This window comes from Pseudomonas sp. IT-232MI5 (assembly GCF_949767845.1).
Lineage (GTDB): Bacteria > Pseudomonadota > Gammaproteobacteria > Pseudomonadales > Pseudomonadaceae > Aquipseudomonas.
The window spans coordinates 254,785-276,171 of sequence record NZ_CATKQE010000058.1 but is presented as its reverse complement, the minus strand read 5'-3'; the positions used below and the strand labels follow the sequence as shown (position 1 = coordinate 276,171).

The 21,387-nt window shown below is 59.4% G+C and carries 21 protein-coding genes; 10 read left to right on the top strand and 11 right to left on the bottom strand.

Translation table 11 applies throughout. The annotated features are described in order from the left end of the window. The first annotated feature begins 98 nt into the window (after positions 1-98). Positions 99-2,420: a response regulator gene (locus ACM6JQ_RS24585; RefSeq protein WP_007908628.1), complete on the top strand. Its 2,322-nt coding sequence runs from the start codon at positions 99-101 to the stop codon at positions 2,418-2,420. On the opposite strand, the gene ACM6JQ_RS24580 is transcribed toward ACM6JQ_RS24585, so the two are convergent. From ACM6JQ_RS24580 to msrB, 3 genes are all read right to left on the bottom strand, one after another. Further along, the gene (locus tag ACM6JQ_RS24580) at positions 2,404-2,865 is read right to left on the bottom strand and encodes a MarR family winged helix-turn-helix transcriptional regulator (protein WP_414894797.1); all 462 of its coding nucleotides are present in this window, start codon (positions 2,863-2,865) and stop codon (positions 2,404-2,406) included. The two genes, ACM6JQ_RS24585 and ACM6JQ_RS24580, sit on opposite strands and share 17 nt — an antisense overlap. Continuing rightward, on the bottom strand, positions 2,862-3,347 hold the full coding sequence (locus ACM6JQ_RS24575) for a glutathione peroxidase (protein WP_007908624.1): 486 nt from the start codon (positions 3,345-3,347) through the stop codon (positions 2,862-2,864). Before ACM6JQ_RS24575 ends, ACM6JQ_RS24580 begins: the two co-directional genes overlap by 4 nt. A 109-nt stretch (positions 3,348-3,456) precedes the next feature. Continuing rightward, complete coding sequence (gene msrB / locus ACM6JQ_RS24570; RefSeq protein WP_007908622.1) at positions 3,457-3,852, bottom strand: peptide-methionine (R)-S-oxide reductase MsrB; 396 nt, start codon at positions 3,850-3,852, stop codon at positions 3,457-3,459. Positions 3,853-4,076: 224 nt separating this feature from the next. Here msrB and ACM6JQ_RS24565 point away from each other — a divergent pair, with 224 nt between their 5' ends. Then, positions 4,077-5,288, top strand: coding sequence for a pyridoxal phosphate-dependent aminotransferase (locus tag ACM6JQ_RS24565; protein WP_007908620.1), 1,212 nt, complete (start codon positions 4,077-4,079; stop codon positions 5,286-5,288). Between the two features lie 303 nt (positions 5,289-5,591). Beyond that, positions 5,592-6,479, top strand: a complete 888-nt coding sequence (gene htpX / locus ACM6JQ_RS24560) for a protease HtpX (protein ID WP_007908619.1) — start codon at positions 5,592-5,594, stop codon at positions 6,477-6,479. A gap of 198 nt (positions 6,480-6,677) precedes the next feature. On the opposite strand, the gene ACM6JQ_RS24555 is transcribed toward htpX, so the two are convergent. After that, complete coding sequence (locus ACM6JQ_RS24555) at positions 6,678-7,325, bottom strand: thiopurine S-methyltransferase (RefSeq protein WP_095113033.1); 648 nt, start codon at positions 7,323-7,325, stop codon at positions 6,678-6,680. A gap of 103 nt (positions 7,326-7,428) precedes the next feature. Between ACM6JQ_RS24555 and ACM6JQ_RS24550 the strand changes: the two genes are divergently transcribed. Beyond that, positions 7,429-8,196: a DODA-type extradiol aromatic ring-opening family dioxygenase gene (locus tag ACM6JQ_RS24550; RefSeq protein WP_414894796.1), complete on the top strand. Its 768-nt coding sequence runs from the start codon at positions 7,429-7,431 to the stop codon at positions 8,194-8,196. A gap of 158 nt (positions 8,197-8,354) precedes the next feature. Here ACM6JQ_RS24550 and ACM6JQ_RS24545 read toward each other — a convergent pair whose 3' ends face one another. Continuing rightward, the gene (locus tag ACM6JQ_RS24545) at positions 8,355-10,028 is read right to left on the bottom strand and encodes a DEAD/DEAH box helicase (RefSeq protein WP_007908612.1); all 1,674 of its coding nucleotides are present in this window, start codon (positions 10,026-10,028) and stop codon (positions 8,355-8,357) included. 423 nt (positions 10,029-10,451) lie between these two features. Between ACM6JQ_RS24545 and ACM6JQ_RS24540 the strand changes: the two genes are divergently transcribed. Then, positions 10,452-11,243: a crotonase/enoyl-CoA hydratase family protein gene (locus ACM6JQ_RS24540; protein WP_007908610.1), complete on the top strand. Its 792-nt coding sequence runs from the start codon at positions 10,452-10,454 to the stop codon at positions 11,241-11,243. Between the two features lie 132 nt (positions 11,244-11,375). On the opposite strand, the gene ACM6JQ_RS24535 is transcribed toward ACM6JQ_RS24540, so the two are convergent. Continuing rightward, positions 11,376-12,131, bottom strand: coding sequence for a spermidine synthase (locus ACM6JQ_RS24535; RefSeq protein ID WP_007908609.1), 756 nt, complete (start codon positions 12,129-12,131; stop codon positions 11,376-11,378). 153 nt (positions 12,132-12,284) lie between these two features. Between ACM6JQ_RS24535 and ACM6JQ_RS24530 the strand changes: the two genes are divergently transcribed. Next, positions 12,285-13,631 carry a class II 3-deoxy-7-phosphoheptulonate synthase gene (locus ACM6JQ_RS24530; RefSeq protein ID WP_003226774.1) on the top strand — a complete coding sequence of 449 codons (1,347 nt, stop codon included), beginning with the start codon at positions 12,285-12,287 and terminating at the stop codon, positions 13,629-13,631. Between the two features lie 132 nt (positions 13,632-13,763). On the opposite strand, the gene ACM6JQ_RS24525 is transcribed toward ACM6JQ_RS24530, so the two are convergent. Both ACM6JQ_RS24525 and ACM6JQ_RS24520 read right to left on the bottom strand, forming a co-directional pair. After that, entirely contained in the window at positions 13,764-14,990 is a 1,227-nt protein-coding gene (locus ACM6JQ_RS24525; protein ID WP_414894795.1) for a winged helix-turn-helix domain-containing protein, read from the bottom strand. Between the two features lie 80 nt (positions 14,991-15,070). Next, complete coding sequence (locus ACM6JQ_RS24520; RefSeq protein ID WP_007908607.1) at positions 15,071-15,292, bottom strand: DUF1127 domain-containing protein; 222 nt, start codon at positions 15,290-15,292, stop codon at positions 15,071-15,073. A 96-nt stretch (positions 15,293-15,388) separates the two neighbouring features. Here ACM6JQ_RS24520 and ACM6JQ_RS24515 point away from each other — a divergent pair, with 96 nt between their 5' ends. Then, on the top strand, positions 15,389-16,243 hold the full coding sequence (locus ACM6JQ_RS24515; RefSeq protein WP_007908606.1) for a LysR substrate-binding domain-containing protein: 855 nt from the start codon (positions 15,389-15,391) through the stop codon (positions 16,241-16,243). Here ACM6JQ_RS24515 and ACM6JQ_RS24510 read toward each other — a convergent pair. Further along, positions 16,233-16,979 carry a sulfite exporter TauE/SafE family protein gene (locus tag ACM6JQ_RS24510; protein ID WP_038364277.1) on the bottom strand — a complete coding sequence of 249 codons (747 nt, stop codon included), beginning with the start codon at positions 16,977-16,979 and terminating at the stop codon, positions 16,233-16,235. The two genes, ACM6JQ_RS24515 and ACM6JQ_RS24510, sit on opposite strands and share 11 nt — an antisense overlap. A 112-nt stretch (positions 16,980-17,091) precedes the next feature. Between ACM6JQ_RS24510 and ACM6JQ_RS24505 the strand changes: the two genes are divergently transcribed. The 3 genes from ACM6JQ_RS24505 (at position 17,092) to ACM6JQ_RS24495 (ending at position 19,322) form a co-directional block, all read left to right on the top strand. Continuing rightward, on the top strand, positions 17,092-18,048 hold the full coding sequence (locus ACM6JQ_RS24505) for a LysR family transcriptional regulator (protein WP_042705017.1): 957 nt from the start codon (positions 17,092-17,094) through the stop codon (positions 18,046-18,048). Between the two features lie 72 nt (positions 18,049-18,120). After that, a complete protein-coding gene (locus ACM6JQ_RS24500; RefSeq protein ID WP_185051941.1) occupies positions 18,121-18,576 on the top strand; it encodes a MarR family winged helix-turn-helix transcriptional regulator in 456 nt (151 codons plus the stop codon). A 326-nt stretch (positions 18,577-18,902) separates the two neighbouring features. Next, on the top strand, positions 18,903-19,322 hold the full coding sequence (locus ACM6JQ_RS24495) for an organic hydroperoxide resistance protein (protein WP_007908600.1): 420 nt from the start codon (positions 18,903-18,905) through the stop codon (positions 19,320-19,322). Positions 19,323-19,517: 195 nt separating this feature from the next. Here ACM6JQ_RS24495 and ACM6JQ_RS24490 read toward each other — a convergent pair whose 3' ends face one another. Both ACM6JQ_RS24490 and earP read right to left on the bottom strand, forming a co-directional pair. Continuing rightward, a complete protein-coding gene (locus tag ACM6JQ_RS24490) occupies positions 19,518-20,087 on the bottom strand; it encodes an elongation factor P (RefSeq protein ID WP_007908599.1) in 570 nt (189 codons plus the stop codon). A 48-nt stretch (positions 20,088-20,135) separates the two neighbouring features. Next, a complete protein-coding gene (gene earP, locus ACM6JQ_RS24485; protein ID WP_414894794.1) occupies positions 20,136-21,278 on the bottom strand; it encodes an elongation factor P maturation arginine rhamnosyltransferase EarP in 1,143 nt (380 codons plus the stop codon). Positions 21,279-21,387 lie beyond the last annotated feature (109 nt).

The following is a 21,387-nucleotide window of genomic DNA, read 5'->3' as shown; positions in this document are numbered from 1 at the left end:
TACCAAGCCTTGTTACAAGGCGATTCGGGAACCTCGGTATCCATACATGATCGACTATGCTTGAGCAGCGAAGGGAAACGGAAGTGGTTCAACACCCCATGGATATCAAATTCACCCACCGGCTGTCATACAAGCAAGCCAGGCTTACTGTGCTGGTCGGGTTCATTCTGGGCACGCTGCTCAGCCTGCTGCAAATCGGCATCGATTATGCCAGTGAAGACGCCTCCATCAACCGTGAAATCCTGTCATTGCTGGAAATCAGCCATAACCCGGCCTCACGGATTGCCTACAACATCGACGCCGAACTGGCGCAGGAACTGACCCTGGGCCTGTTGCGCTCACCGGCGATCATTTCTGCGCAACTGATCGACAACAACAATACGGTGCTGGCCAGCGTCAAACGCCCGGAACTGCAAAGCGGCTACCGGGTGATCAGCGACTTCCTGTTTGGCGCCAAGCGCCAGTTCGAGGATCGTCTGTATCTGGATCACCTGCCCAACGAATCGCTGGGGGTCTTGAGCCTCGAGGTCGACACCTATGCCTTCGGCAGCCGTTTTCTGCGCCGGGCCGAGGTGACCCTGCTCAACGGGTTCGCGCGCAGCCTGATTCTCACCGGTATCCTGCTGGCGCTGTTCTACGTGATGCTGACCAAACCGCTGGTGCGGGTGATCCGCGAACTCAGTGGGCGCGACCCGCGCAGCGCCGAGCCGACTACGCTGGAATGTCCGTCCGGCCACGGTAACGATGAAATCGGCGTGCTGGTCAAAGTCGCCAATCAGCAATTCGAGAACATTGCCACCGAGATTCAACAGCGGCGCAACGCCGAAAACCGCCTGACCGACTACCTCGGGCAACTGGAAAACATCGTCTCGGCGCGCACCGCCGAACTCAAGGCGATCAACGCACGGCTCAGCCAGTCCAATCAGGAACTCGAAGTCGCCCGCAGCACCGCCCTGGAAATGGCCGAAGCCCGCTCGGCATTCCTCGCCAACATGAGCCACGAGATCCGCACGCCACTCAACGGCCTGCTGGGGATGATTGCACTGTCACTCGACGGCCCGTTGAATGCCGAACAGCAGCAACAGCTGTCGATCGCCCACGATTCGGGCAAGGTGCTGGTCGAATTGCTCAACGATATTCTCGACCTGTCGAAATTCGATGCCGGGCAACTGGAGCTAGAGCACATTCCTTTCGATCTCGGCTCGTTGATCGAAGACACCGCCAACCTGCTGTCGCAGAACGCGGCGCCAAGCGTCGAGCTGACCTGCCTGATCGATCCGCACTTCCCGGCGCTGGTGCTGGGCGATCCGACCCGCGTGCGGCAGATCGTCAGCAACCTGCTGTCCAACGCCCTGAAATTCACCCGTTTCGGCAGGGTAGACGTGCGCTTGTCGACCTACCAGGATGGCGTGCGCATCGAGGTCTGCGACACCGGCATCGGTATCGCCCAGGACGCGCAACTGAAAATCTTCCAGCCGTTCACGCAGGCAGGCGCCGGCATCACTCGCCAGTACGGCGGCACTGGCCTGGGACTGGCGCTGACCTACAACCTCTGCGAAGCGATGCAGGGGCGCCTGACCATCAGCTCCGAGACCGGTTTTGGCAGTCAGTTCTGTGCCGAGTTGCCTCTGCCGTGTCATACCCGAGCGTTGGTCCCGGCACCTCTGCATGGAAAAGTGCTCGCCATCACTGCGGCCAGCAGCGGTCTGGCGGAACTGTTGCAGAGCCTGCTGCCGGTCTGGGGGCTTGCGTATGAGCAGCGCACCATCGATGACTCACTGTTGGGCCTGACCCCGGACGTGGTGATTACCGATTGCCCTGAGTGCCTTTTCGGCTTGCGCCCGACGCTCGTTGCGCCGATTTTGCTGGTGACCGCCTACGGCAGCTTTCTGCCGAGCGAAGAAGCGGCTGCGCTCGCGCCTCTGCAACAACAGGCACGACCGTTGGCGCGCAACGCGCTTTACCAGAACCTGCGCCGCACCCTGCAACCGGACGTCGTTGCCATTAACGATGCGCAGCTCGAAACCGCTCCCTCGGTGCGGCGCGGGCGGGTGTTGCTGGTCGAAGACAACCCGGTCAATCAGTTGGTGGCCAAAGGCATGCTCGGCAAACTGGGCTGCGAGGTCATCGTCGCTGCTCATGGTGCCGAAGCGCTCGATCAGTTGGAGTATCACGAATTCGATCTGGTGCTGATGGACTGCAACATGCCGGTGATGGACGGCTACGAAGCCAGCCGGCAGATCCGTCAAAGCGGGCGCTGGCCGCACCTGCCTATCGTCGCCCTGACTGCCAACGCCATGTCCGAGGAACGCGAGCGCTGCCGTGCGGCCGGTATGAGCGACTATCTGGCCAAGCCGTTCCGCCGTGAAGAACTCGCGGCCCTGCTCGATCAGTGGATCCCGACTACGACAGCGCTTTGATCTGCCCCAACAAGTAATCGAGGCCGTCACGCAGGTCGTTGAGGCGGTCCAGATCGACCCCGCTGTCGCACAGCAACCGGGCCTTGAGCGGCCCGACCTGTTCGCGCAACGCTTGGCCGGCCGGTGTCAGGCTCAGGTGGACTTCCCGTTCATCACGCGTGGAACGCTGGCGCTGCACCCACTGCAACTGCTCCAGACGCTTGAGCAACGGCGTCAGCGTGCCCGAGTCCAGTGCCAGGCGCTCGCCCAAGGCCTTGACGGTCGGTTGCTCCGGCGCGGCGTCCTGCCATTCCCACAACACCAGCATCGCCAGATATTGCGGGTAGGTCAGACCGAGCTGATCGAGCATCGGCTTGTAGGCACGAATTACCGCTCGGGAGGCGGCGTACAACTTGAAGCACAACTGGCTGTCGAGCTTCAGCGAATCGACCGGCAGGCTGTTCATTTGAGCAGGGCTTCGATCTCGCCGCTCAGCTCCTGCGGCTTGGTGGTCGGGGCAAAACGCTTGACCAGTTTTCCGTCCTTGCCAATCAGAAACTTGGTGAAGTTCCACTTGATGCCCTGGGAGCCAAGCAGACCCGGCGCGCGTTTTTTCAGTTGCACGAATAGCGGATGCGCGTCGGCACCGTTAACGTCGATTTTCTTGAACAGAGGGAAGCTGACACCGAAGTTCAGCTCACAGAATTCACTGATCGCCCCTTCGTTGCCTGGCTCCTGCTTGCCGAACTGATTGCACGGGAAGCCCAAAACCACCAGCCCCTGATCCTTGTAGGTCTGCCACAGCTCTTCGAGGCCTTTGTACTGTGGGGTGAAACCGCATTTGCTCGCAGTGTTGACCACTAAAACCGCTTTGCCGGCGAAATCGGCCAAGGTCTTTTGCTCACCCTTGATGGTGGTGCACGGGATGTTCAGCAGGTTGTCGCTCATGGCACTGGGCTCCGCAGACAGTCAGGAAAGGCCAAACATAGCGAGCAATTAAATTGTGTGCAATTTAATTATCGAATAACAAGGCGACCCGAAGGTCGCCTTCAATCGTTTAAGCGCGCGGTTCGAGGTTCAGACACACCGAGTTGATGCAATACCGCAGGCCGGTCGGCGGCGGGCCGTCGGGAAACACATGACCCAGATGCGCATCGCAGCGCGCGCACTTCACTTCCGTGCGGATCATGCCGTGCGTGGTATCACGGATTTCGGTCATCGCGCTTTCGCCAATCGGCGCGTAGAAGCTCGGCCAGCCGCAGCCGGAATCGAATTTGGTCTTGGAGTCGAACAACGGCTCGTTGCAGCAAACGCAGTGATAAACGCCGTCGGTTTTGGTCGCGTTGTATTTGCCGGAGAACGGTCGCTCAGTGGCACTGAGGCGGCAAACCTCGTACTGCTGCGGGTCGAGCATGGCTTTCCATTCTTCCAGGGTTTTTTCCAACTTTTCCATCATCACACCTCAGCGGCTGAAAAAGCCCGATCTGTACCTTTTCCACGGATCGGGCGGCACGTATGATTGCGCCTCGTCACGCACCAGTCTGGCAGCCAGACCGGGCGCATTCAAACGGATTATGGGAGCCACGGCTCAAGACGTCCGCCTGTGTGAAAACACAGGAATCCCAGCACGGTTGTCCATCCACCGCCTGGATCGTTCATTTTCGGGATCACATCGCCATGCAGTTCAGCAAATCGAACAAGCTCGCCAACGTCTGCTACGACATTCGCGGCCCGGTGCTCAAGCACGCCAAACGACTGGAAGAGGAAGGCCAGCGCATCCTCAAGCTGAACATCGGCAACCCGGCGCCGTTTGGTTTCGAAGCGCCGGACGAAATCCTTCAGGATGTGATCCGCAACCTGCCGACCGCGCAAGGCTACAGCGACTCCAAAGGCTTGTTCAGCGCGCGTAAAGCGGTGATGCAGTACTACCAGCAGAAAAATGTCGAAGGTGTCGGCATCGAAGACATCTACCTGGGCAACGGCGTGTCCGAGCTGATCGTCATGTCGCTGCAGGCGCTGCTCAACAATGGCGACGAAGTGCTGGTGCCGGCCCCGGACTATCCGCTGTGGACCGCCGCCGTCAGCCTCGCCGGTGGCAATGCCGTGCATTATCTGTGTGACGAGGGCGCCGACTGGTTCCCGGATCTGGCCGACATCAAGGCCAAGATCACCCCGAACACCAAAGCCATGGTGATCATCAACCCGAACAACCCGACCGGCGCGGTGTATTCGAAGGAAGTGTTGCTGGGCATGCTGGAAATCGCCCGTGCGCACAACCTGGTGGTGTTCTCCGACGAGATCTACGACAAGATTCTGTACGACGATGCCGTGCACATCTGCACCGCGTCGCTGGCCCCGGACCTGCTCTGCCTGACCTTCAACGGTCTGTCGAAGTCGTACCGTGTGGCGGGTTTCCGTTCCGGCTGGATCGCGATCTCCGGGCCGAAGCACAACGCGCAGAGCTACATCGAAGGCATCGATATGCTGGCCAACATGCGCCTGTGCGCCAACGTGCCGAGCCAGCATGCGATCCAGACCGCACTGGGCGGCTATCAGAGCATCAATGATCTGGTGCTGCCGCAGGGTCGCCTGCTCGAACAGCGCAACCGCACCTGGGAGTTGCTTAACGACATTCCGGGGGTGAGCTGCGTCAAGCCGATGGGTGCGCTGTACGCGTTCCCGAAAATCGATCCGAAGGTCTGCCCGATCCACAACGACGAAAAATTCGTCCTCGACCTGCTGCTCTCCGAGAAGCTGCTGGTGGTGCAAGGCACAGCGTTCAACTGGCCGTGGCCGGATCACTTCCGCGTCGTCACGCTGCCTCGCGTCGATGATCTGGAAATGGCCATCGGCCGCATCGGCAACTTCCTCAAGTCTTACCGCCAGTAACTGGCCAGCAGTGCGCAACGGCCAAACGTTGCGCACTGTCTGATTCAGCAACACTTCTGCGTTCCACCTCCGCGCACGCCTTCTACACTTGCGATTCATACCGGTTACCTGCGTCCGGCGTAATGGCGACGGGTCGCGGCTGGCCGTCATCCCTATCAGTTTCTGTCGTGGGAAATGTGCCGAGCACCGAAGAATCTGCTGTAGGACACAGTTTGAAATAGTCACTCAGTTGAATAGCCCGGTGCAGCACCTTATATACCCCGCAGTACGCTACATCTTTAGCTTGAGGAGATTTCTACAACCATGATGCGCATCCTGCTGTTTTTGGCCACTAACCTGGCGGTCGTGCTGATAGCCAGCATCACCCTGAGCCTGTTCGGCTTCAACGGGTTCATGGCGGCCAACGGGGTTGATCTCGACCTTAGTCAGCTGCTGGTTTTCTGTGCAGTCTTTGGTTTCGCCGGCTCGCTGTTCTCGCTGTTCATCTCCAAGTGGATGGCGAAGATGAGCACCGGTACCCAGATCATCAGCCAGCCACGTACCCGGCATGAGCAATGGCTGCTGCAAACCGTTGAGCAACTGTCCCGCGAAGCCGGGATCAAGATGCCCGAAGTCGGTATTTTCCCGGCCTACGAAGCAAACGCCTTCGCCACGGGCTGGAACAAGAACGACGCGCTGGTCGCGGTTAGCCAGGGCTTGCTCGAGCGTTTTTCGCCCGATGAAGTGAAAGCCGTGCTGGCCCACGAAATCGGTCACGTGGCAAACGGCGACATGGTCACGCTGGCGCTGATCCAGGGCGTGGTGAACACCTTCGTGATGTTCTTTGCGCGGATCATCGGCAATTTCGTCGACAAGGTGATCTTCAAGAACGAAGAAGGCCAGGGCATCGCCTACTACGTGGCGACCATCTTCGCCGAACTGGTACTGGGCATTCTCGCCAGTGCGATCGTCATGTGGTTCTCGCGCAAGCGCGAATTCCGTGCCGACGAGGCCGGCGCACGTCTGGCCGGCACCAGCGCAATGATCGGCGCACTGCAACGCCTGCGCGCCGAACAGGGCCTGCCGGTGCACATGCCGGACACCCTGAACGCCTTTGGCATCAACGGTGGCATCAAACAGGGCTTTGCCCGCATGTTCATGAGCCACCCGCCGCTGGAAGAGCGTATTGACGCGCTGCGTCGTCGCGGTTGATCTGACCGGTAACAATGAAAAGGCCCGCAGTGATGCGGGCCTTTTTTGTTGCCATGATTAGTTCGCGGTTGCTGATGGCCCTATCGCTGGCAAGCCAGCTCCCACAGTGGGCTGTGGCGTTTTGAAGATAGAGAGAACACGATTGAACCCTGTGGGAGCTGGCTTGCCAGCGATGAGGCCAGTACTACCCCTAAAGAGCTATAGGCCAGAAACGCGGTACACCCGCTCCTCAAGTCGCGTCACGCCCGCCTGCAGGAACTTCCAGCTCTCGCCCAGCACATCCTGCTCCTCGAGCACTTGCACCTGCCAGGCATCCCCCAGCAACCGCTGCACCTCATCATCCCCCACCGCAAACGGCGGCCCCGGCATCTGCGCCTGATCGTAATCCAGCGTGATCAGCAACCCTTGTACACCTTGCGGGAGAATCCGCTGAAGATGCGCCGCATAACGCTCACGCATCGGCGCGGGCAAGGCAATCAGCGCGGCACGGTCGTATATCGCCGCGCAATCGGCCACATCACTCGCTGTCAGCGCAAAAAAGTCCCCGCACCACAACTCGATGGCGTCACCCCGATAGACCTTGAACGCGCCCTTCTCGCTGATCTGCGGCTGCACCTGATGTTCACTGAAAAAGTCCTCGATAGCCTTTTCCGACAATTCGATCCCGAGCACCTGATGACCGCGCCCTGCCAGCCACGCCAGATCCAGACTTTTCCCACACAAAGGCACGAGCACTCGCGCCGTTTCAGGTGCCGCCCAGTGCCGCTGCAGATACGGGTTCACCTCGGGCAGATGGAAACCGATCTGGCCCGAAGCCCACTTCTTGTGCCAAAACTCAGGCTGCATGCGTCACTCCCAATAATTCGATCAAAAAGCATCAAAACTTATATTAGATTTAGATCAATGATCTGACTGAAGATGTGGCCATCTTAACGCTCAGGAACCCATCATGTTTCCCAGCCTGTTTATTTCCCACGGTTCACCCATGCTCGCGCTGGAACCCGGCGCCAGTGGCCCGGCGCTGGCGCGTCTCGCAGCCGAATTACCGAAACCCAAAGCCATCGTGATTGTTTCTGCGCATTGGGAAAGCCACGAGTTGCTGGTCAGCAGTAACGCGCAACCGGAAACCTGGCACGACTTCGGCGGCTTTCCGCGTGCATTGTTTGAAGTGCAGTACCCGGCGCCGGGCAATCCGCAACTGGCTGCCGAAGTGGCTGATTTGCTGACAGCCAACAACCTGACTGCCCGCCTCGACCCACAACGTCCATTCGATCATGGTGTTTGGGTGCCGTTGTCGCTGATGTACCCGCAGGCGGATATTCCAGTGGTGCAGGTTTCGCTGCCGAGTCGCGCTGGCCCGGCACTGCAAACCCGAATCGGCCGAGCGCTGGCGAGTTTGCGCGACCAGGACATTTTGCTGATCGGCTCCGGCAGCATCACCCACAACCTGCGCGAACTGGACTGGCACGCTGGCCCGGAAAGTGTCGAGCCGTGGGCGCGGGATTTCCGTGACTGGGTGATCGAGAAGTTGGCGGCGGACGATGAGGCGGCGCTGCATGATTACCGCCAGCAGGCGCCGAATGCAGTGCGCAGCCATCCGAGTGATGAGCATTTGTTGCCGCTGTATTTTGCCCGGGGTGCGGGCGGTGAGTTCAGTGTGGCGCACAAGGGCTTCACGATGGGTGCGTTAGGGATGGACATCTATCGCTTTGGTTAAAAGCAAAAGATCGCAGCCTTCGGCAGCTCCTGCATTTGGAATGCGTTCCCTCTGTAGGAGCTGCCGAAGGCTGCGATCTTTTGATCTTTCAGGCAGACAAAAAAATCCCCGAACCAGTCGGGGATTTTTTATGTTCGATCAATCAGCCCAAGGGCGGATCAATCTTCGCGGTAGCGACGCAGTTTCAGCTGCTTACCGGCAACGCGAGTGTCCTTCAGTTTGGTCAGGAGTTTGTCCAGACCATCTTCCGGCAACTCGACGAGGCTGAAGCTGTCACGCACCTGGATGCGACCGATCGCTTCACGGGCCAGACCGCCTTCGTTGAGGATGGCGCCCAGCAGGTTTTTCGCAGCGATACCATCACGCGCACCCAGCGCGGTACGGCAACGAGCACGGCCTTCGCCCAAAGGCATTGGCGCGCGACGCTCGCGGTCACCACGATCAGGACGATCACCGGTGCGCTCAGGACGGTCGCCACGCGGTGCGTTGTTCGGCACCAGTGGACGTTCCTTCTCGATCGCAGCCAGGTTCAGCGCTTGACCGTTGGTGGCTTTGCGCAGCAGCGCAGCAGCCAGAGCACGCGGAGTGCAGCCGATGTCTGCAGTCAGACGATCGAGCAGATCACCGTGAGTCGATTCGGCATCAGCGACCAGCGGCGACAGGCTGTTGGTCAGTTTCTTGATGCGTGCATCGAGAACAGCTTGAGCGTCCGGCAGGCGAACTTCGGCAACTTTCTGACCGGTTACACGCTCGATCACTTGCAGCATGCGGCGCTCACGTGGAGTCACCAGCAGCAGTGCACGACCTTCGCGACCGGCACGGCCGGTACGGCCGATACGGTGAACGTAGGACTCTGGGTCGTACGGCATGTCAACGTTGAACACGTGAGTGATGCGCGGAACGTCCAGACCACGAGCAGCAACGTCGGTCGCAACAACGATGTCCAGACGGCCATCTTTCAGCGAGTCGATCACGCGCTCACGCTGGTTCTGGGCGATGTCACCGTTCAGCGCCGCGGCTTTGTAGCCTTTGGCGTCGAGGGCGCTGGCCAGATCCAGGGTCGCTTGCTTGGTGCGCACGAACATGATCAGTGCGTCGAAGTCTTCCACTTCCAGCAAGCTGAGAACGGCCGAAGTCTTCTGGTCAGCGTGAACCAACAGGTGAGCCTGTTCGATCGCGGTAACGGTCTGGGTCTTGGTCTGGATTTTCACGTGTTGCGGATCGCGCAGATGGCGTTCGGCAATGGCGCGGATCGACTGCGGCAGGGTAGCCGAGAACAATACGGTCTGACGGGTAGGTGGCAGAGCCTTGAAGATGACTTCCAGGTCATCCATGAAGCCCAGTTTCAACATTTCGTCAGCTTCGTCGAGAACCAGGTGGTTCACGGTCGACAGCACTTTTTCGTCACGACGCAGGTGGTCGCACAGACGGCCCGGAGTGGCGACAACGATCTGTGCACCATTACGGATTGCTTTCAGTTGCGGGCCCATCGGCGCGCCGCCGTAAACGGCCACAACAGTAACGCCCGGCATTTGCTTGGCGTAAGTTTCGAAAGCGGTTGCTACTTGCAGCGCCAACTCACGAGTTGGCGCCAGGATCAGGGCTTGCGGTTCGCGCTTGGCAGGATCGATGCGGTGCAGGATAGGCAGTGCGAACGCGGCGGTTTTACCGGTACCGGTTTGCGCCTGGCCAATCATGTCCTGGCCGGCCATGATGATCGGGATCGATTGCTGCTGAATCGCCGAAGGCTCTTCGTAGCCAGTCGCTGCGACGGCTGCAAGAATATTCGGGTTAAGATTAAAAGCGGCGAATCCGCCGGTTTCCTGGGTCATGGGTCTGCCTCTAAGTGCATCCGCAAAGACCCATGCTCCAAAGCTGCGCATGCCGTGTTGAGACTCAAGAGTCGCCCTGGCAGCTTTGTCGGCGGGGATTTGCGAAAACGAATGAATGAAAAAAAGAATCGTCCGGGAAGAGCCCGCAATGCGGACGTGCAGCCGAAGCTGACTTCGGGAAATTGCGCTACCTAAACGCGGCCCGGTTAAAGGCCGGCGCGCACTATACCGGATTTTGCCCAAAAAGGGAGCTTTTTTTATCGTCAAAATACCTGTGTCACCGCTGTGTAACGGGGTTTTGCGGATAATCGCGCCAAGGTCTATTTTTCAAAGGCCCGGCCCTGCGGGCGATGACGCTAAAACGATTCACCGACCTGCGGCATACCGTCGCTGCACCCGCCCTTCCCGCCCGAGGATTTCGCCATGAATCAGCCCTGCCCCGGCCGCGTCAGCCGTGAACGCCGTGGTCACGTCCACCTGATCGGCCTTGATCGAGCGGCCAAGCGCAATGCTTTCGACCTCGACCTGCTCAATGACCTGAGCCTGGCCTATGGCGAGTTCGAGGCCGACAGCGAGGCGCGGGTAGCGGTGGTGTTTGGACATGGCGAACACTTTACCGCTGGTCTGGATCTGGTGAATGCCAGCTCGGCTTTGGCCGAAGGTTGGCAGGTTCCGACCGGCGGTTGCGATCCGTGGGGTGTTTTCGTCGGGCCTCGGGTGAGCAAACCGGTGATTGTCGCCGCGCAAGGCTATTGCCTGACCATTGGAATCGAGTTGATGCTGGCCGCCGACATTAACCTGTGCGCAAGCAATACCCGTTTCGCGCAAATGGAAGTGCAGCGTGGGATTTTTCCTTTTGGTGGCGCGACTTTACGTTTTCCCCAGATGGCCGGCTGGGGGAATGCGATGCGCTGGTTGCTGACCGGGGATGAGTTCGATGCGCACGATGCGTTGCATTTGGGGTTGGTGCAGGAAGTGATGGCCAGTGAAGACCTGTTGCCGCGGGCGATTGAGTTGGCTGAGCGGATTGCCCGACAGGCGCCGTTGGGGGTGCAGGCGACGTTGCTGTCGGCGCGCCAGGCGCGGTATGAGGGTGAGACGGCGGCAGCGCAAGGGTTGCCGGCGCTGGTGAAGAAGTTGCTGGCCAGTGAGGATGCCAGGGAGGGGGTGCGCTCATTGGTGGAGCGGCGACCTGGCATATTCAAGGGGATCTGAGAATTATGTCGCCTGTCAGGGCGCCATCGCTGGCAAGCCAGCTCCCACAGTGACCGAGTCGTTCACACATTTTGCGTACGGCGAGAACCCTGTGGGAGCTGGCTTGCCAGCGATGGGGCCAGCACTGACGCCTCAGGTGGCCGGGCGAATACTGTTGATCAACGACTGCAACGAATACCCCAACTTCGGCGCCAGGGCTGCAGCCCGCGCAGTCAGCGCCTGCAGGTCCAGCACCTGATCGAGATCCGCCGGCACAATCAAAATCACATTGCCCTCCTTCACCGGCAGCTCCCAGTAATGCCGGTGATAGAGCCCACGCAACAACGCCGCGCCCAGCGGCTTGCCGTCATCGGTGGCCCACTGATTGATCACCAGCCAGCCGCCCGGATTCAAACGCTTCTGACAGTCGCCAAGAAAACTCCAGGCCAGATGCCCGACGCCCGGCCCGACATCGGTGTACAGGTCGACGAAAACCAGATCCGCAGGCTCGGCGGTCGGCAGCAGTTCCAGCGCATCGCCAACGCGGATATACAAACGTGGATCATCATCCAGCCCAAGGTATTCGATCGCCAGACGCGGCACATCCGGGCGCAACTCGATGGCTTCGACATCTTCCAGCGGCAGAAACTTGAGGCACGCCTGAGTCAGCGTCCCGGCACCGAGCCCGAGAAACAGCGCACTCTCCGGCTGCTCATGGCACAACGCGCCGATCAGCATCGCCCGGGTGTAATCGTATTCGAGCCAGCTCGGGTCTGCGGTAAACACGCAGCTCTGTTCAATGGCGTCGCCGAACTCGAGAAAGCGGTAATCGGCCACTTCCAGCACGCGAATCACGCCGAACTCATCCTGTACTTCGGCGAGCAGATGCTCGACGCGCTCCTCAGTCATTTCGTCTCCTGATGGTCACCGGGCGCGGTGACGCGATGGCACCGCTGTGGGGCCGTGGCAAAGCGGCGATTGTCGGCGATGGGGCGGGAGCAGGTCACGCACTAATTGCTGCTACCATGGGCTTCCCGTGCGTAGAACCAATTAGAGACCGTGATGAGCCAACCGTGGAGCCCTGACAGCTGGCGCGCCCTGCCGATCCAGCAACAACCGCAATACCCCGACGCCGCGCACTTGCGCCAGGTCGAGCAAACCCTGGCCAGTTATCCGCCGCTGGTGTTTGCCGGTGAAGCGCGCGAACTGCGCCGGCAGTTTGCCGAAGTCACCCAGGGCCGGGCCTTCCTGTTGCAGGGCGGCGATTGTGCGGAAAGCTTTGCCGAGTTCTCCGCGGCGAAGATTCGCGACACCTTTAAAGTGTTGCTGCAAATGGCCATCGTCATGACTTTCGCCGCCGGTTGCCCGGTGGTCAAGGTCGGGCGCATGGCCGGTCAGTTCGCCAAGCCGCGCTCGGCCAACGACGAGACCATCGACGGTGTGACCCTGCCGGCTTATCGCGGCGACATCGTCAACGGCATCGGTTTCGACGAGAAAAGCCGCGTGCCGGATCCGGAACGTCTGCTGCAGTCTTATCACCAGTCCACCGCGACGCTGAACCTGCTGCGCGCGTTCGCGCAGGGCGGTTTTGCCGACCTGCATCAGGTGCACAAGTGGAACCTCGACTTCATCGCCAACTCGGCGCTGGCCGAGAAGTACAGCCATTTGGCCGACCGCATCGATGAAACCCTGGCATTCATGCGCGCCTGCGGCATGGACAGCTCGCCGCAACTGCGCGAAACCAGTTTCTTCACTGCCCACGAAGCGCTGCTGCTGAACTACGAAGAAGCCTTCGTGCGTCGCGACAGCCTGACCAACGATTACTACGATTGCTCGGCGCACATGCTGTGGATCGGCGACCGCACCCGCCAACTCGACGGCGCTCACGTCGAATTCCTCCGTGGCGTGAACAACCCGATCGGCGTGAAGGTCGGCCCGAGCATGAACCCGGATGATCTGATCCGTCTGATCGACGTGCTCAACCCGGATAACGATCCAGGTCGTCTGAACCTGATCGCACGGATGGGTGCGAACAAGGTTGGCGATCACCTGCCGGCGCTGATCCGCGCGGTGCAGCGTGAAGGCAAGCAGGTGCTGTGGAGTTCCGATCCGATGCACGGCAACACCATCAAGGCCAGCAGCGGCTACAAGACCCGCGACTTTGCGCAGATCCTCGGTGAAGTCAAACAGTTCTTCCAGGTGCACGAAGCGGAAGGCAGTTATGCCGGCGGCATTCACATCGAGATGACCGGGCAGAATGTCACCGAGTGCATCGGTGGCGCGCGGCCGATCACTGAAGACGGATTGTCGGACCGCTATCACACCCATTGTGATCCGCGGATGAATGCTGATCAGTCGCTGGAGTTGGCGTTTTTGATTGCCGAGACGCTGAAGCAGGTTCGCCGCTAAGATTCGACATCTTTATCGCTTTAACTGGCCTCATCGCTGGCAAGCCAGGCTCCCACAGTGATCGCGTCGATCACAAAATATATGTACGACGCGGACACTGTGGGAGTCTGGCTTGCCAGCGATGGCGTAAGGTCAGTCGCACCCAATCTGTGCCAATGCCACCCGCAACCGCGCCGCACTCTCACGCTGACAATTGAGCTGCACCCGTTCCAGCCCCAACCAATCCGCCATCTGCCGCAAGTTCACCGCCAGCGCCAGCATCCCCTCCTCATCCAGCCCCGGCTCTTCCTCGTGCACCGCATGCACCGCCAACTGCCCCGCCGCCCGCTCGGCACGTAAATCCACCCGCGCAGCAATCCTCTCGTTGTGCAAAAACGGCAACACGTAATAGCCGTAAACCCGCTTGTCCTGCGGCGTATAAATCTCCAGTCGATAACGGAAATCGAACAAGCGCTCAGTGCGGCTGCGCTCCCAGATCAACGAATCAAAAGGCGACAACAGCGCGCTGGCCACAACCTTGCGCGGGACTTTCGGCTCCGGCAGGCAATAGGCGACCTGCCGCCAACCGGCGACTTCGCACATCTGCAGTTGCCCGGCCTCGACCAGTTCCGCCAGACGTGGACGGGCATCCGCCGGGTTCAGCCGAAAGTAATCACGCAGGTCTTTTTCAGTGCCGACGCCCAAGGCCTGTGCCGCGTGCAGCAGCAATCCCCGTTGCGCCTCCGCCTCGCCAGGTAAGGCTTGCTGGAGGATCGAAGAAGGAATGACGCGCTCCGGTAAATCATACAAACGCTCAAAACCGCGGCGGCCCGCCACTGTCACTTCACCGGCAGCAAACAACCATTCCAGCGCATGTTTTTCTGCGCTCCAGTCCCACCACGGCCCGGCCTTGTCTTCCCGGGTTGAAAGGCTGCCGGCGCCTAAGGCGCCCTGCTCTTCAACGGAACTCAACACCCGACGAACAACGTCCTGCTGCTCGCGACCGAATCTGGCCAGCTGCTGATAGATATCCTCGCCACGCCTGGCCCGCTGCATGCGCCAGCCCAGCAACGGATACATCGACAGCGGCAACAATGAGGCTTCGTGCCCCCAGTATTCGAACAACGAACGACGACGCCCGAAACTCCAGGCAGCCTGGTCGAGCAAATCGGAAGAATAGGGACCGAGACGGGAGAACAGCGGCAGGTAGTGCGAGCGCACCACAGCATTGACGGAGTCGATTTGCAGCACGCCCAGCCGTTCGATCAGCCGGTGAACGTGAGCGGCTTTGACAGTCGGCGGCTGGCGCCCGTTGAATCCTTGGGCAGCCAGCGCCAGTCGTCGCGCCTGTTTGAGGGAAAAGGATACTGTTGCGGGCATGAGCATCTCCTTGTCTGCTCGCAACCTACCCCACTTGAAGCTGGTTTGTGTAGCGCTCTGCTCATCATTTATGCAGCGGGTCATTTATGCATCGGATCATCCCAGAACGGCCGCACGGCTTCGTGTTCAACGTCGGCACGACTCACCCCGATGTCCTTCAACGCTTCGTCACTCAGACTGGCCAGCAACTCGCGTTCACGGTGCAGTTCGTACCAGCGGCTAAACTTGTGCAGCAGGTCGGAAACGATATGGCCGTGGCCGGAAAATTTTGATTCGTCTACATACTCTCTTTGACCTTTCATCGTGTTGCCCTCCATGTGGATGGCTCAAGTCTCGCGCCGGCGCTAAGATCAATCCAACGAATGTTTCTGATGGCATGCATCACGGAGATTCATCAATTGTCGGCCTACCCCAGTATCGATACCGATGTCCTGCGCACCTTTGTCGCCATCGCTGATCAGGGCGGTTTCACCCGCGCCGGCGAAATGGTCAACCGCACACAGTCGGCGGTGAGCATGCAGATGAAGCGTCTGGAAGAAGACGTATTGCAGCGGCAGTTGTTCGAGCGCGATGGACGCCAGGTGCGCCTGACCGCCGAGGGCCAGGTGCTGCTCGGTTACGCGCGGCGCATCCTCAAGTTGCACAGTGAGGTGTTCAACACATTGCGTGAGCCACATATGGTCGGCACGGTGCGCATCGGTACGCCGGACGATTATGTGATGCGGTTTCTGCCGGGGATCCTGTCGCGGTTCGCGCAGTTCTATCCGCTGATTCAGATCGAAGTGCACTGCGAATCGACCAAGCAGCTGCTGCAACGCACTGATCTGGACCTGTCGATCGTCACCCGCGAACCGGGCAACGAGATCGGCCAGTTGCTGCGCAAGGAGCGTTTCGTCTGGGCCGAGGCGCAGAATTTCAGCGCCCACGAACAGACGCCGCTGCCCTTGGCGATGTTCAACAGCGATTGTTTCTGCCGTTTGTGGGCGTGTAATGCGCTGGATGCGATGGGCCGCGAATACCGCATCGCTTACAACAGCACCAGCCTGTCGGCGCTGATGGCCGTGGTCAGCGCGGGTCTGGCGATCACCGCGCAACTGGAAAGCCTGATCACCCCGGACATGCGCATTCTTGGCGCCGCCGAGGATCTGCCACTGCTGCCCGAGGCCAGCATCATGCTGATCCGCAACCTGAACAACCCGTCGCCGATCACCGAGTGCCTGGCCGAGCACATCGTCGAAGGCTTCAAACTTTAAACGCGAGCATCACCGCACACAGCACCAGGAAACCGCAGAACAGCCCGCGCAGGAGTTTTTCCGGCATGGCGTGGGCGACTTTCACGCCCCAACTGATGCTGGCCAGACCACCGATGGCCAGCGGCAGGCCGATCATCCAGTCCACTTCGTGGTGTACCGCGTAAGTCACCAGGGTCACGCCGGTGCTTGGCAAGGCCAGCGCCAGCGACAAGCCTTGAGCAACCACTTGCGTGGTGCCGAACAAGCTGGTCAGCACCGGCGTTGCCACCACCGCACCGCCGACACCGAATAAACCGCCCATGGTCCCGGACGCCGCGCCAAGCACGCCAAGCCACGGCCAGGAATAGCGCATTTCGGACGTCGCAGCAGGTTGCTTGCCGAACATCTTCAACAAGTTGTAGATCGAGAGCACCACCAGGAACGCGACAAAGCCGATGCGCATGGTTTGCGCATCAATGCCCACTGCCCAGATCGAACCGATCCAGGCAAAGCAAAAGCCCATCACCGCCAAAGGCAGCGCATGTCGCAGTTCGATGCGATTGCGCTGGTGATAACGCCACAGCGCCAGCATCACGTTCGGCACTACCATGACCAGCGCCGTGCCTTGGGCGATCTGCTGATCGAGACCAAACCAGACGCCGAGCAACGGGATAGCGATCAAGCCGCCGCCGATGCCGAAGATACCGCCAAGTGTGCCAAGGGCGGCGCCGAACAACAGGTACAACACAAACTCCATCACAGCCAATTCCTCTTACGTCAGGTGACTCATCCTACGCAGTCGCGGCTGGCGGGGAAACGCATAGCAACGCACAATGGCTATGCCGATTTCGCACAAGCGTTTAGCCGATATGAACCCTAATCAATTGACCGATCAACTCGGGCTGTTTCTCGACGTGCTGGAAAGTGGCAGTTTTTCCGCCGCTTCACGTCGTCATCCGCTGACACCGTCGGCCGTCGCGCGACGGATCGACAGCCTGGAAAGCGCCGTCGGCAGCCAGTTGTTTATTCGAAGCACCCACGCCGTACGAGCAACACCCGCCGGCCTGGCGTTTGCCGAACGCGCCCGGCGAATTGTCGCCGAGTTGCAACTGGCCCGGGCCGAAGCCGTGTCCCTGAGCAGCGCGCCGGAAGGTCTGATCCGCATTGACGCCCCCGCCGCGTTTGGACGCCGTCATCTGGCGCCAGTGATCGCTGACTTTCTCGTGCTCTACCCCGGACTGGATGTGCAGTTGCACCTGATCGACAGTTTCGTCGACATGGGCGGCTCGAACCTGGGCAAAGTCGATCTGGTGCTGCGCGCCGGGCAAATGGCCGATACGCGACTGGTGGCCACGCCACTGGCGAGCATGGTGCGCATTGCCTGCGCCAGCGCCGAGTATCTCCAGCGTCGTGGGGTGCCAAGCGTTCCTGCGCAGTTGCATGAACACGATGGTCTCGACTGGGAGGGGCTCGCTCCGCCCTTCGCCTGGCGCTTCGAACACGACGGGCAAATGCAATTGCATCGCCCGGGCCGTATCCGCATGAGCGCCAACAATGCCGAAGCCCTGGTCTGCGGCGCTTTGGCTGGCTTGGGCATCGCCCATCTGCCGACGTGGCTGGCCAGCGAATACCTGTTGCGCGGCGAACTGCTGCCGTTGTTCTGCGAAAACGGTCTGCCGATGCCGGAGTCCACCGGCATCTACGCGCTGCGCATGGAACAACAAACCAACTCGCGCAGCCGCCTGCTTCTGGAATATCTCAAGACCCGTTTCAGTCCGGTGCCTCCATGGGATCTGGCGTTACAGCGGGATCTGGGTCGACACTAGCACTGGAGAATTATCTGGCGCATTAAAGATTCGAGCGCTAGATTCATGTCCATCACCGATCAAGGCTTTGACATGACTTCCGAACGCGACACCTGTGATGACCTGCTGCTGGATAACCAGGCCTGCTTCGCCCTGCATTCCACCTCGTTGACGATGACCAAGGTCTACAAGCCGCTGCTGCAAGCGCTTGGCCTGACCTATCCGCAGTACCTGGCGATGATGGTGTTGTGGGAGAAGGATGGTTTGACCGTCGGAGAAATCAGCACTCGGTTGCTGACCGATCCGGGCTCGCTGACGCCACTGCTCAAGCGCCTGGAAGGCGAAGGTTTGCTCAGCCGCACGCGCAGTCGAGAAGATGAGCGCGTAGTGATCGTCGAACTGACCGAGCAAGGCCGAGCGTTGCAAGAAAAAGCCCAGACCGTTCCACAATGCATCCTTGGCGCCAGCGGCTTTTCTCTGGAACGTCTGCAACACCTGCAAGCGGAGTTGCAGGCACTGCGCAGCCATCTACAAGAAAGCCTGATCTGACCCAACACTGTCCCCTGCGGGAGCGAGCCCGCTCGCGAATGCGATCTGTCAGCCAACTGATTTGTTGAGTGAGACATCCCATTCGCGAGCAGGCTCGCTCCCACATTGATTTCGTCGCCAGCAAAATATTTTCAACAACTGATCTGCAGCACAAACCGCTCTAAATCAAGGCTTACAGACCCTCTCTCATCCCCACCCCTTAGTCGAAGCGCGGATTTCTCAAAAATATATCTTGCGCACTAAATATTCGCGCGATACATTTATCTCGCAGTTACTTAGCGCGCAAATAATTAGCGCAACACATCGCACTCAACGAGGCTCACACCATGCAAACTCTCTACACCGCAATCGCAACCTCCACTGGCGGCCGTGATGGTCGTGCGATCTCCAGCGACAACATTCTCGACGTCAAACTCGCTACCCCGAAAGAACTCGGCGGTGCCGGTGGCGCAGCGACCAACCCAGAGCAACTGTTCGCAGCCGGCTATTCGGCCTGCTTTATCGGTGCGCTGAAATTCGTTGCCAGTCAGACCAAACGCAAAATCCCTGACGACGCCTCGATCACCGCCCACGTCGGTATCGGCCAGATTCCTGGCGGCTTCGGTCTGGACATCGACCTGCACATCAGCCTGCCGGGCCTGGAACAAGCCGACGCACAAGCGCTGGTCGACGCTGCTCACCAGGTCTGCCCGTACTCCAACGCCACCCGTGGCAACGTCGATGTGCGTCTGCACGTCACCGTTTGAAGCCATACGCAAATTCCAATGTAGGAGTGAGCCTGCTCGCGATAGCGGTTGAGTCAATCAATGTAGATGTCGACTGGAATGACGCTATCGCGAGCAGGCTCACTCCTACAGGGGATCCTGCGGCGTGACACATATCGCAGGCACAAAAAAGCCCGACTCAATGGTCGGGCTTTTTCTTTCCGCAAAAACCGATGCTTATTTAGCACGGCCTTTGTAGGAACCGCCTTCGCGGGTGTCGATTTCGATCTTGTCACCGATTTCGATGAAGTCAGCAACTTGCAGCTCAGTACCGTTGGCCAGCTTGGCTGGCTTCATGACTTTGCCGGAAGTGTCGCCACGAGCCGAACCTTCGGTGTAGTCAACTACGCGCACGATAGTAGTCGGCAGCTCTACGGAAACCAGACGCTCTTCGAAGAAGATCGCTTCGCAAACATCGGTCATGCCTTCTTCAACGAAAGGCAGAACAGCTTCGATGTCTTCAGCGTTCAGCTCGTACATGGTGTAGTCAGTGGTGTCCATGAACGTGTAGGTGTCGCCGCTGATGAAGGACAGGGTCGCTTCTTTGCGGTCGAGGATTACGTCGTCCAGTTTGTCGTCAGCGCTGTAAACGATCTCGGTCTTGTAACCGGTCAGCAGGTTTTTCAGCTTGGTTTTCATGATCGCGCTGTTACGGCCCGATTTGGTGAATTCAGCTTTCTGAACCAGCCAAGGATCGTTCTCGAGACGGATCACGGTACCGGGTTTCAGTTCTTTACCAGTTTTCATTGCGAATATCCGAATTTGGATGGGATTTACAAAAATCTAGGCCGCGTATCATATCCAATTTAGGTAAAACTGTACCAGCGCTGCGGCAAGATCAGCCTGCAAGCCTTGTTCCAGACACCATTTTTCAGCATTTTCCTGCAGTTCCGGCCAGTGTTTGCGGGTCGCAAGCCAATGTTCACCGATCGGTTGACTGGCACTCCACGCCCGCCACAGACCGTTCATCGCCTCAGCGGCGCCCGGCGACAAGCCTTTTGTGTAAAGCGCAAGGAAGGCATCGAGCTTGTCCAGATGGATGTCTTCGTCCTGCTGATAGATGTGCCAGAGCATCGGCCGCGCCGCCCATTGCGCCCGCACGAACGAGTCCTCACCACGCACCGCGTTGAAATCACAGCACCAGAGCAAGTGATCATATTGATCCTGTCGGACGAACGGCAGCACCTGCACAGTGAGCGACTGACGCACATGAATCGCACCAACCGCAAGGTTTTCCACCTTGAGCCAGTGCGCCACATCGCCAAGAATCCGCCCTTCCGGCACCAGCAGATGAGTCGGTGCAGCGTCCGCCGCCAAAACGTCCAGCCAACTGGCCAACCCGGCATTCTCGTAGGCAAACAGCGAGATCAGCTGAGCGCCAGGCGCACGATCGATGCCGAGACCTTGGAGGAATTGGCGCTGAGCCTCGGCATCCTGCTGAAATTGCCGACGCTGATCGAGCAATCCTCGCTCTCGCAACAATCCGCCAGTGCCCGGCTGGAATCCCGGAAAGAAGAAGAATTTCTGCACCGTTTTGTATTTGACCGACGGCAATCCATGGCAACCGATCACCCAGTCTTCGGCGCTGAGATAATCGAGGTTCATCCACAGTGGCGGCTGCTCGCGCGCAGCCATCGCGTCCATGTAGTCAGTGGGCAACTGACAGGCAAATGCGGCGATAACGACATCGGCGGCGTCAGCGTGCGACCACTCGGCCGGCCAGTGTCGCACTTCGACGCCATGCTGCCATTGCTGTGCCTGGTCGATATCGATCTCGGGGCAGATACGTTCAAACGCACGCAGATCATCGACCCATAAACGCACCGGCAAACCATGCTCAGCCACCAATTGCCTGGCCAGACGCCAGGTCACGCCGATGTCGCCAAAGTTGTCGACCACGGTGCAGAAAATATCCCAGCGGGGTTTTAATTCCGGCATTCAAGACTCCCGTTGGCAAAAGCAGCGATTGTCCGCATAAATGACCTCGCGCAGAAGAGCCGACGGCGATTAATCTTCGTGCGACAATCGCCACTTGCCCGTCATCATC

What these genes read in the sequence shown, in the direction of transcription:
- ACM6JQ_RS24520 (WP_007908607.1), bottom strand. Translation starts at nt 15,292, where the DNA reads ATGAAAGGTCAAAGAGAGTATGTAGACGAATCAAAATTTTCCGGCCAC.
- ACM6JQ_RS24555 (WP_095113033.1), bottom strand. Translation starts at nt 7,325, where the DNA reads ATGCAGCCTGAGTTTTGGCACAAGAAGTGGGCTTCGGGCCAGATCGGT.
- ACM6JQ_RS24510 (WP_038364277.1), bottom strand. Translation starts at nt 16,979, where the DNA reads ATGGAGTTTGTGTTGTACCTGTTGTTCGGCGCCGCCCTTGGCACACTT.
- ACM6JQ_RS24535 (WP_007908609.1), bottom strand. Translation starts at nt 12,131, where the DNA reads ATGACTGAGGAGCGCGTCGAGCATCTGCTCGCCGAAGTACAGGATGAG.
- ACM6JQ_RS24550 (WP_414894796.1), top strand. Translation starts at nt 7,429, where the DNA reads ATGTTTCCCAGCCTGTTTATTTCCCACGGTTCACCCATGCTCGCGCTG.
- ACM6JQ_RS24525 (WP_414894795.1), bottom strand. Translation starts at nt 14,990, where the DNA reads ATGCCCGCAACAGTATCCTTTTCCCTCAAACAGGCGCGACGACTGGCG.
- ACM6JQ_RS24530 (WP_003226774.1), top strand. Translation starts at nt 12,285, where the DNA reads ATGAGCCAACCGTGGAGCCCTGACAGCTGGCGCGCCCTGCCGATCCAG.
- ACM6JQ_RS24545 (WP_007908612.1), bottom strand. Translation starts at nt 10,028, where the DNA reads ATGACCCAGGAAACCGGCGGATTCGCCGCTTTTAATCTTAACCCGAAT.
- htpX (WP_007908619.1), top strand. Translation starts at nt 5,592, where the DNA reads ATGATGCGCATCCTGCTGTTTTTGGCCACTAACCTGGCGGTCGTGCTG.
- earP (WP_414894794.1), bottom strand. Translation starts at nt 21,278, where the DNA reads ATGCCGGAATTAAAACCCCGCTGGGATATTTTCTGCACCGTGGTCGAC.
- ACM6JQ_RS24500 (WP_185051941.1), top strand. Translation starts at nt 18,121, where the DNA reads ATGACTTCCGAACGCGACACCTGTGATGACCTGCTGCTGGATAACCAG.
- ACM6JQ_RS24575 (WP_007908624.1), bottom strand. Translation starts at nt 3,347, where the DNA reads ATGAGCGACAACCTGCTGAACATCCCGTGCACCACCATCAAGGGTGAG.
- ACM6JQ_RS24495 (WP_007908600.1), top strand. Translation starts at nt 18,903, where the DNA reads ATGCAAACTCTCTACACCGCAATCGCAACCTCCACTGGCGGCCGTGAT.
- msrB (WP_007908622.1), bottom strand. Translation starts at nt 3,852, where the DNA reads ATGGAAAAGTTGGAAAAAACCCTGGAAGAATGGAAAGCCATGCTCGAC.
- ACM6JQ_RS24580 (WP_414894797.1), bottom strand. Translation starts at nt 2,865, where the DNA reads ATGAACAGCCTGCCGGTCGATTCGCTGAAGCTCGACAGCCAGTTGTGC.
- ACM6JQ_RS24540 (WP_007908610.1), top strand. Translation starts at nt 10,452, where the DNA reads ATGAATCAGCCCTGCCCCGGCCGCGTCAGCCGTGAACGCCGTGGTCAC.
- ACM6JQ_RS24585 (WP_007908628.1), top strand. Translation starts at nt 99, where the DNA reads ATGGATATCAAATTCACCCACCGGCTGTCATACAAGCAAGCCAGGCTT.
- ACM6JQ_RS24490 (WP_007908599.1), bottom strand. Translation starts at nt 20,087, where the DNA reads ATGAAAACTGGTAAAGAACTGAAACCCGGTACCGTGATCCGTCTCGAG.
- ACM6JQ_RS24565 (WP_007908620.1), top strand. Translation starts at nt 4,077, where the DNA reads ATGCAGTTCAGCAAATCGAACAAGCTCGCCAACGTCTGCTACGACATT.
- ACM6JQ_RS24505 (WP_042705017.1), top strand. Translation starts at nt 17,092, where the DNA reads ATGAACCCTAATCAATTGACCGATCAACTCGGGCTGTTTCTCGACGTG.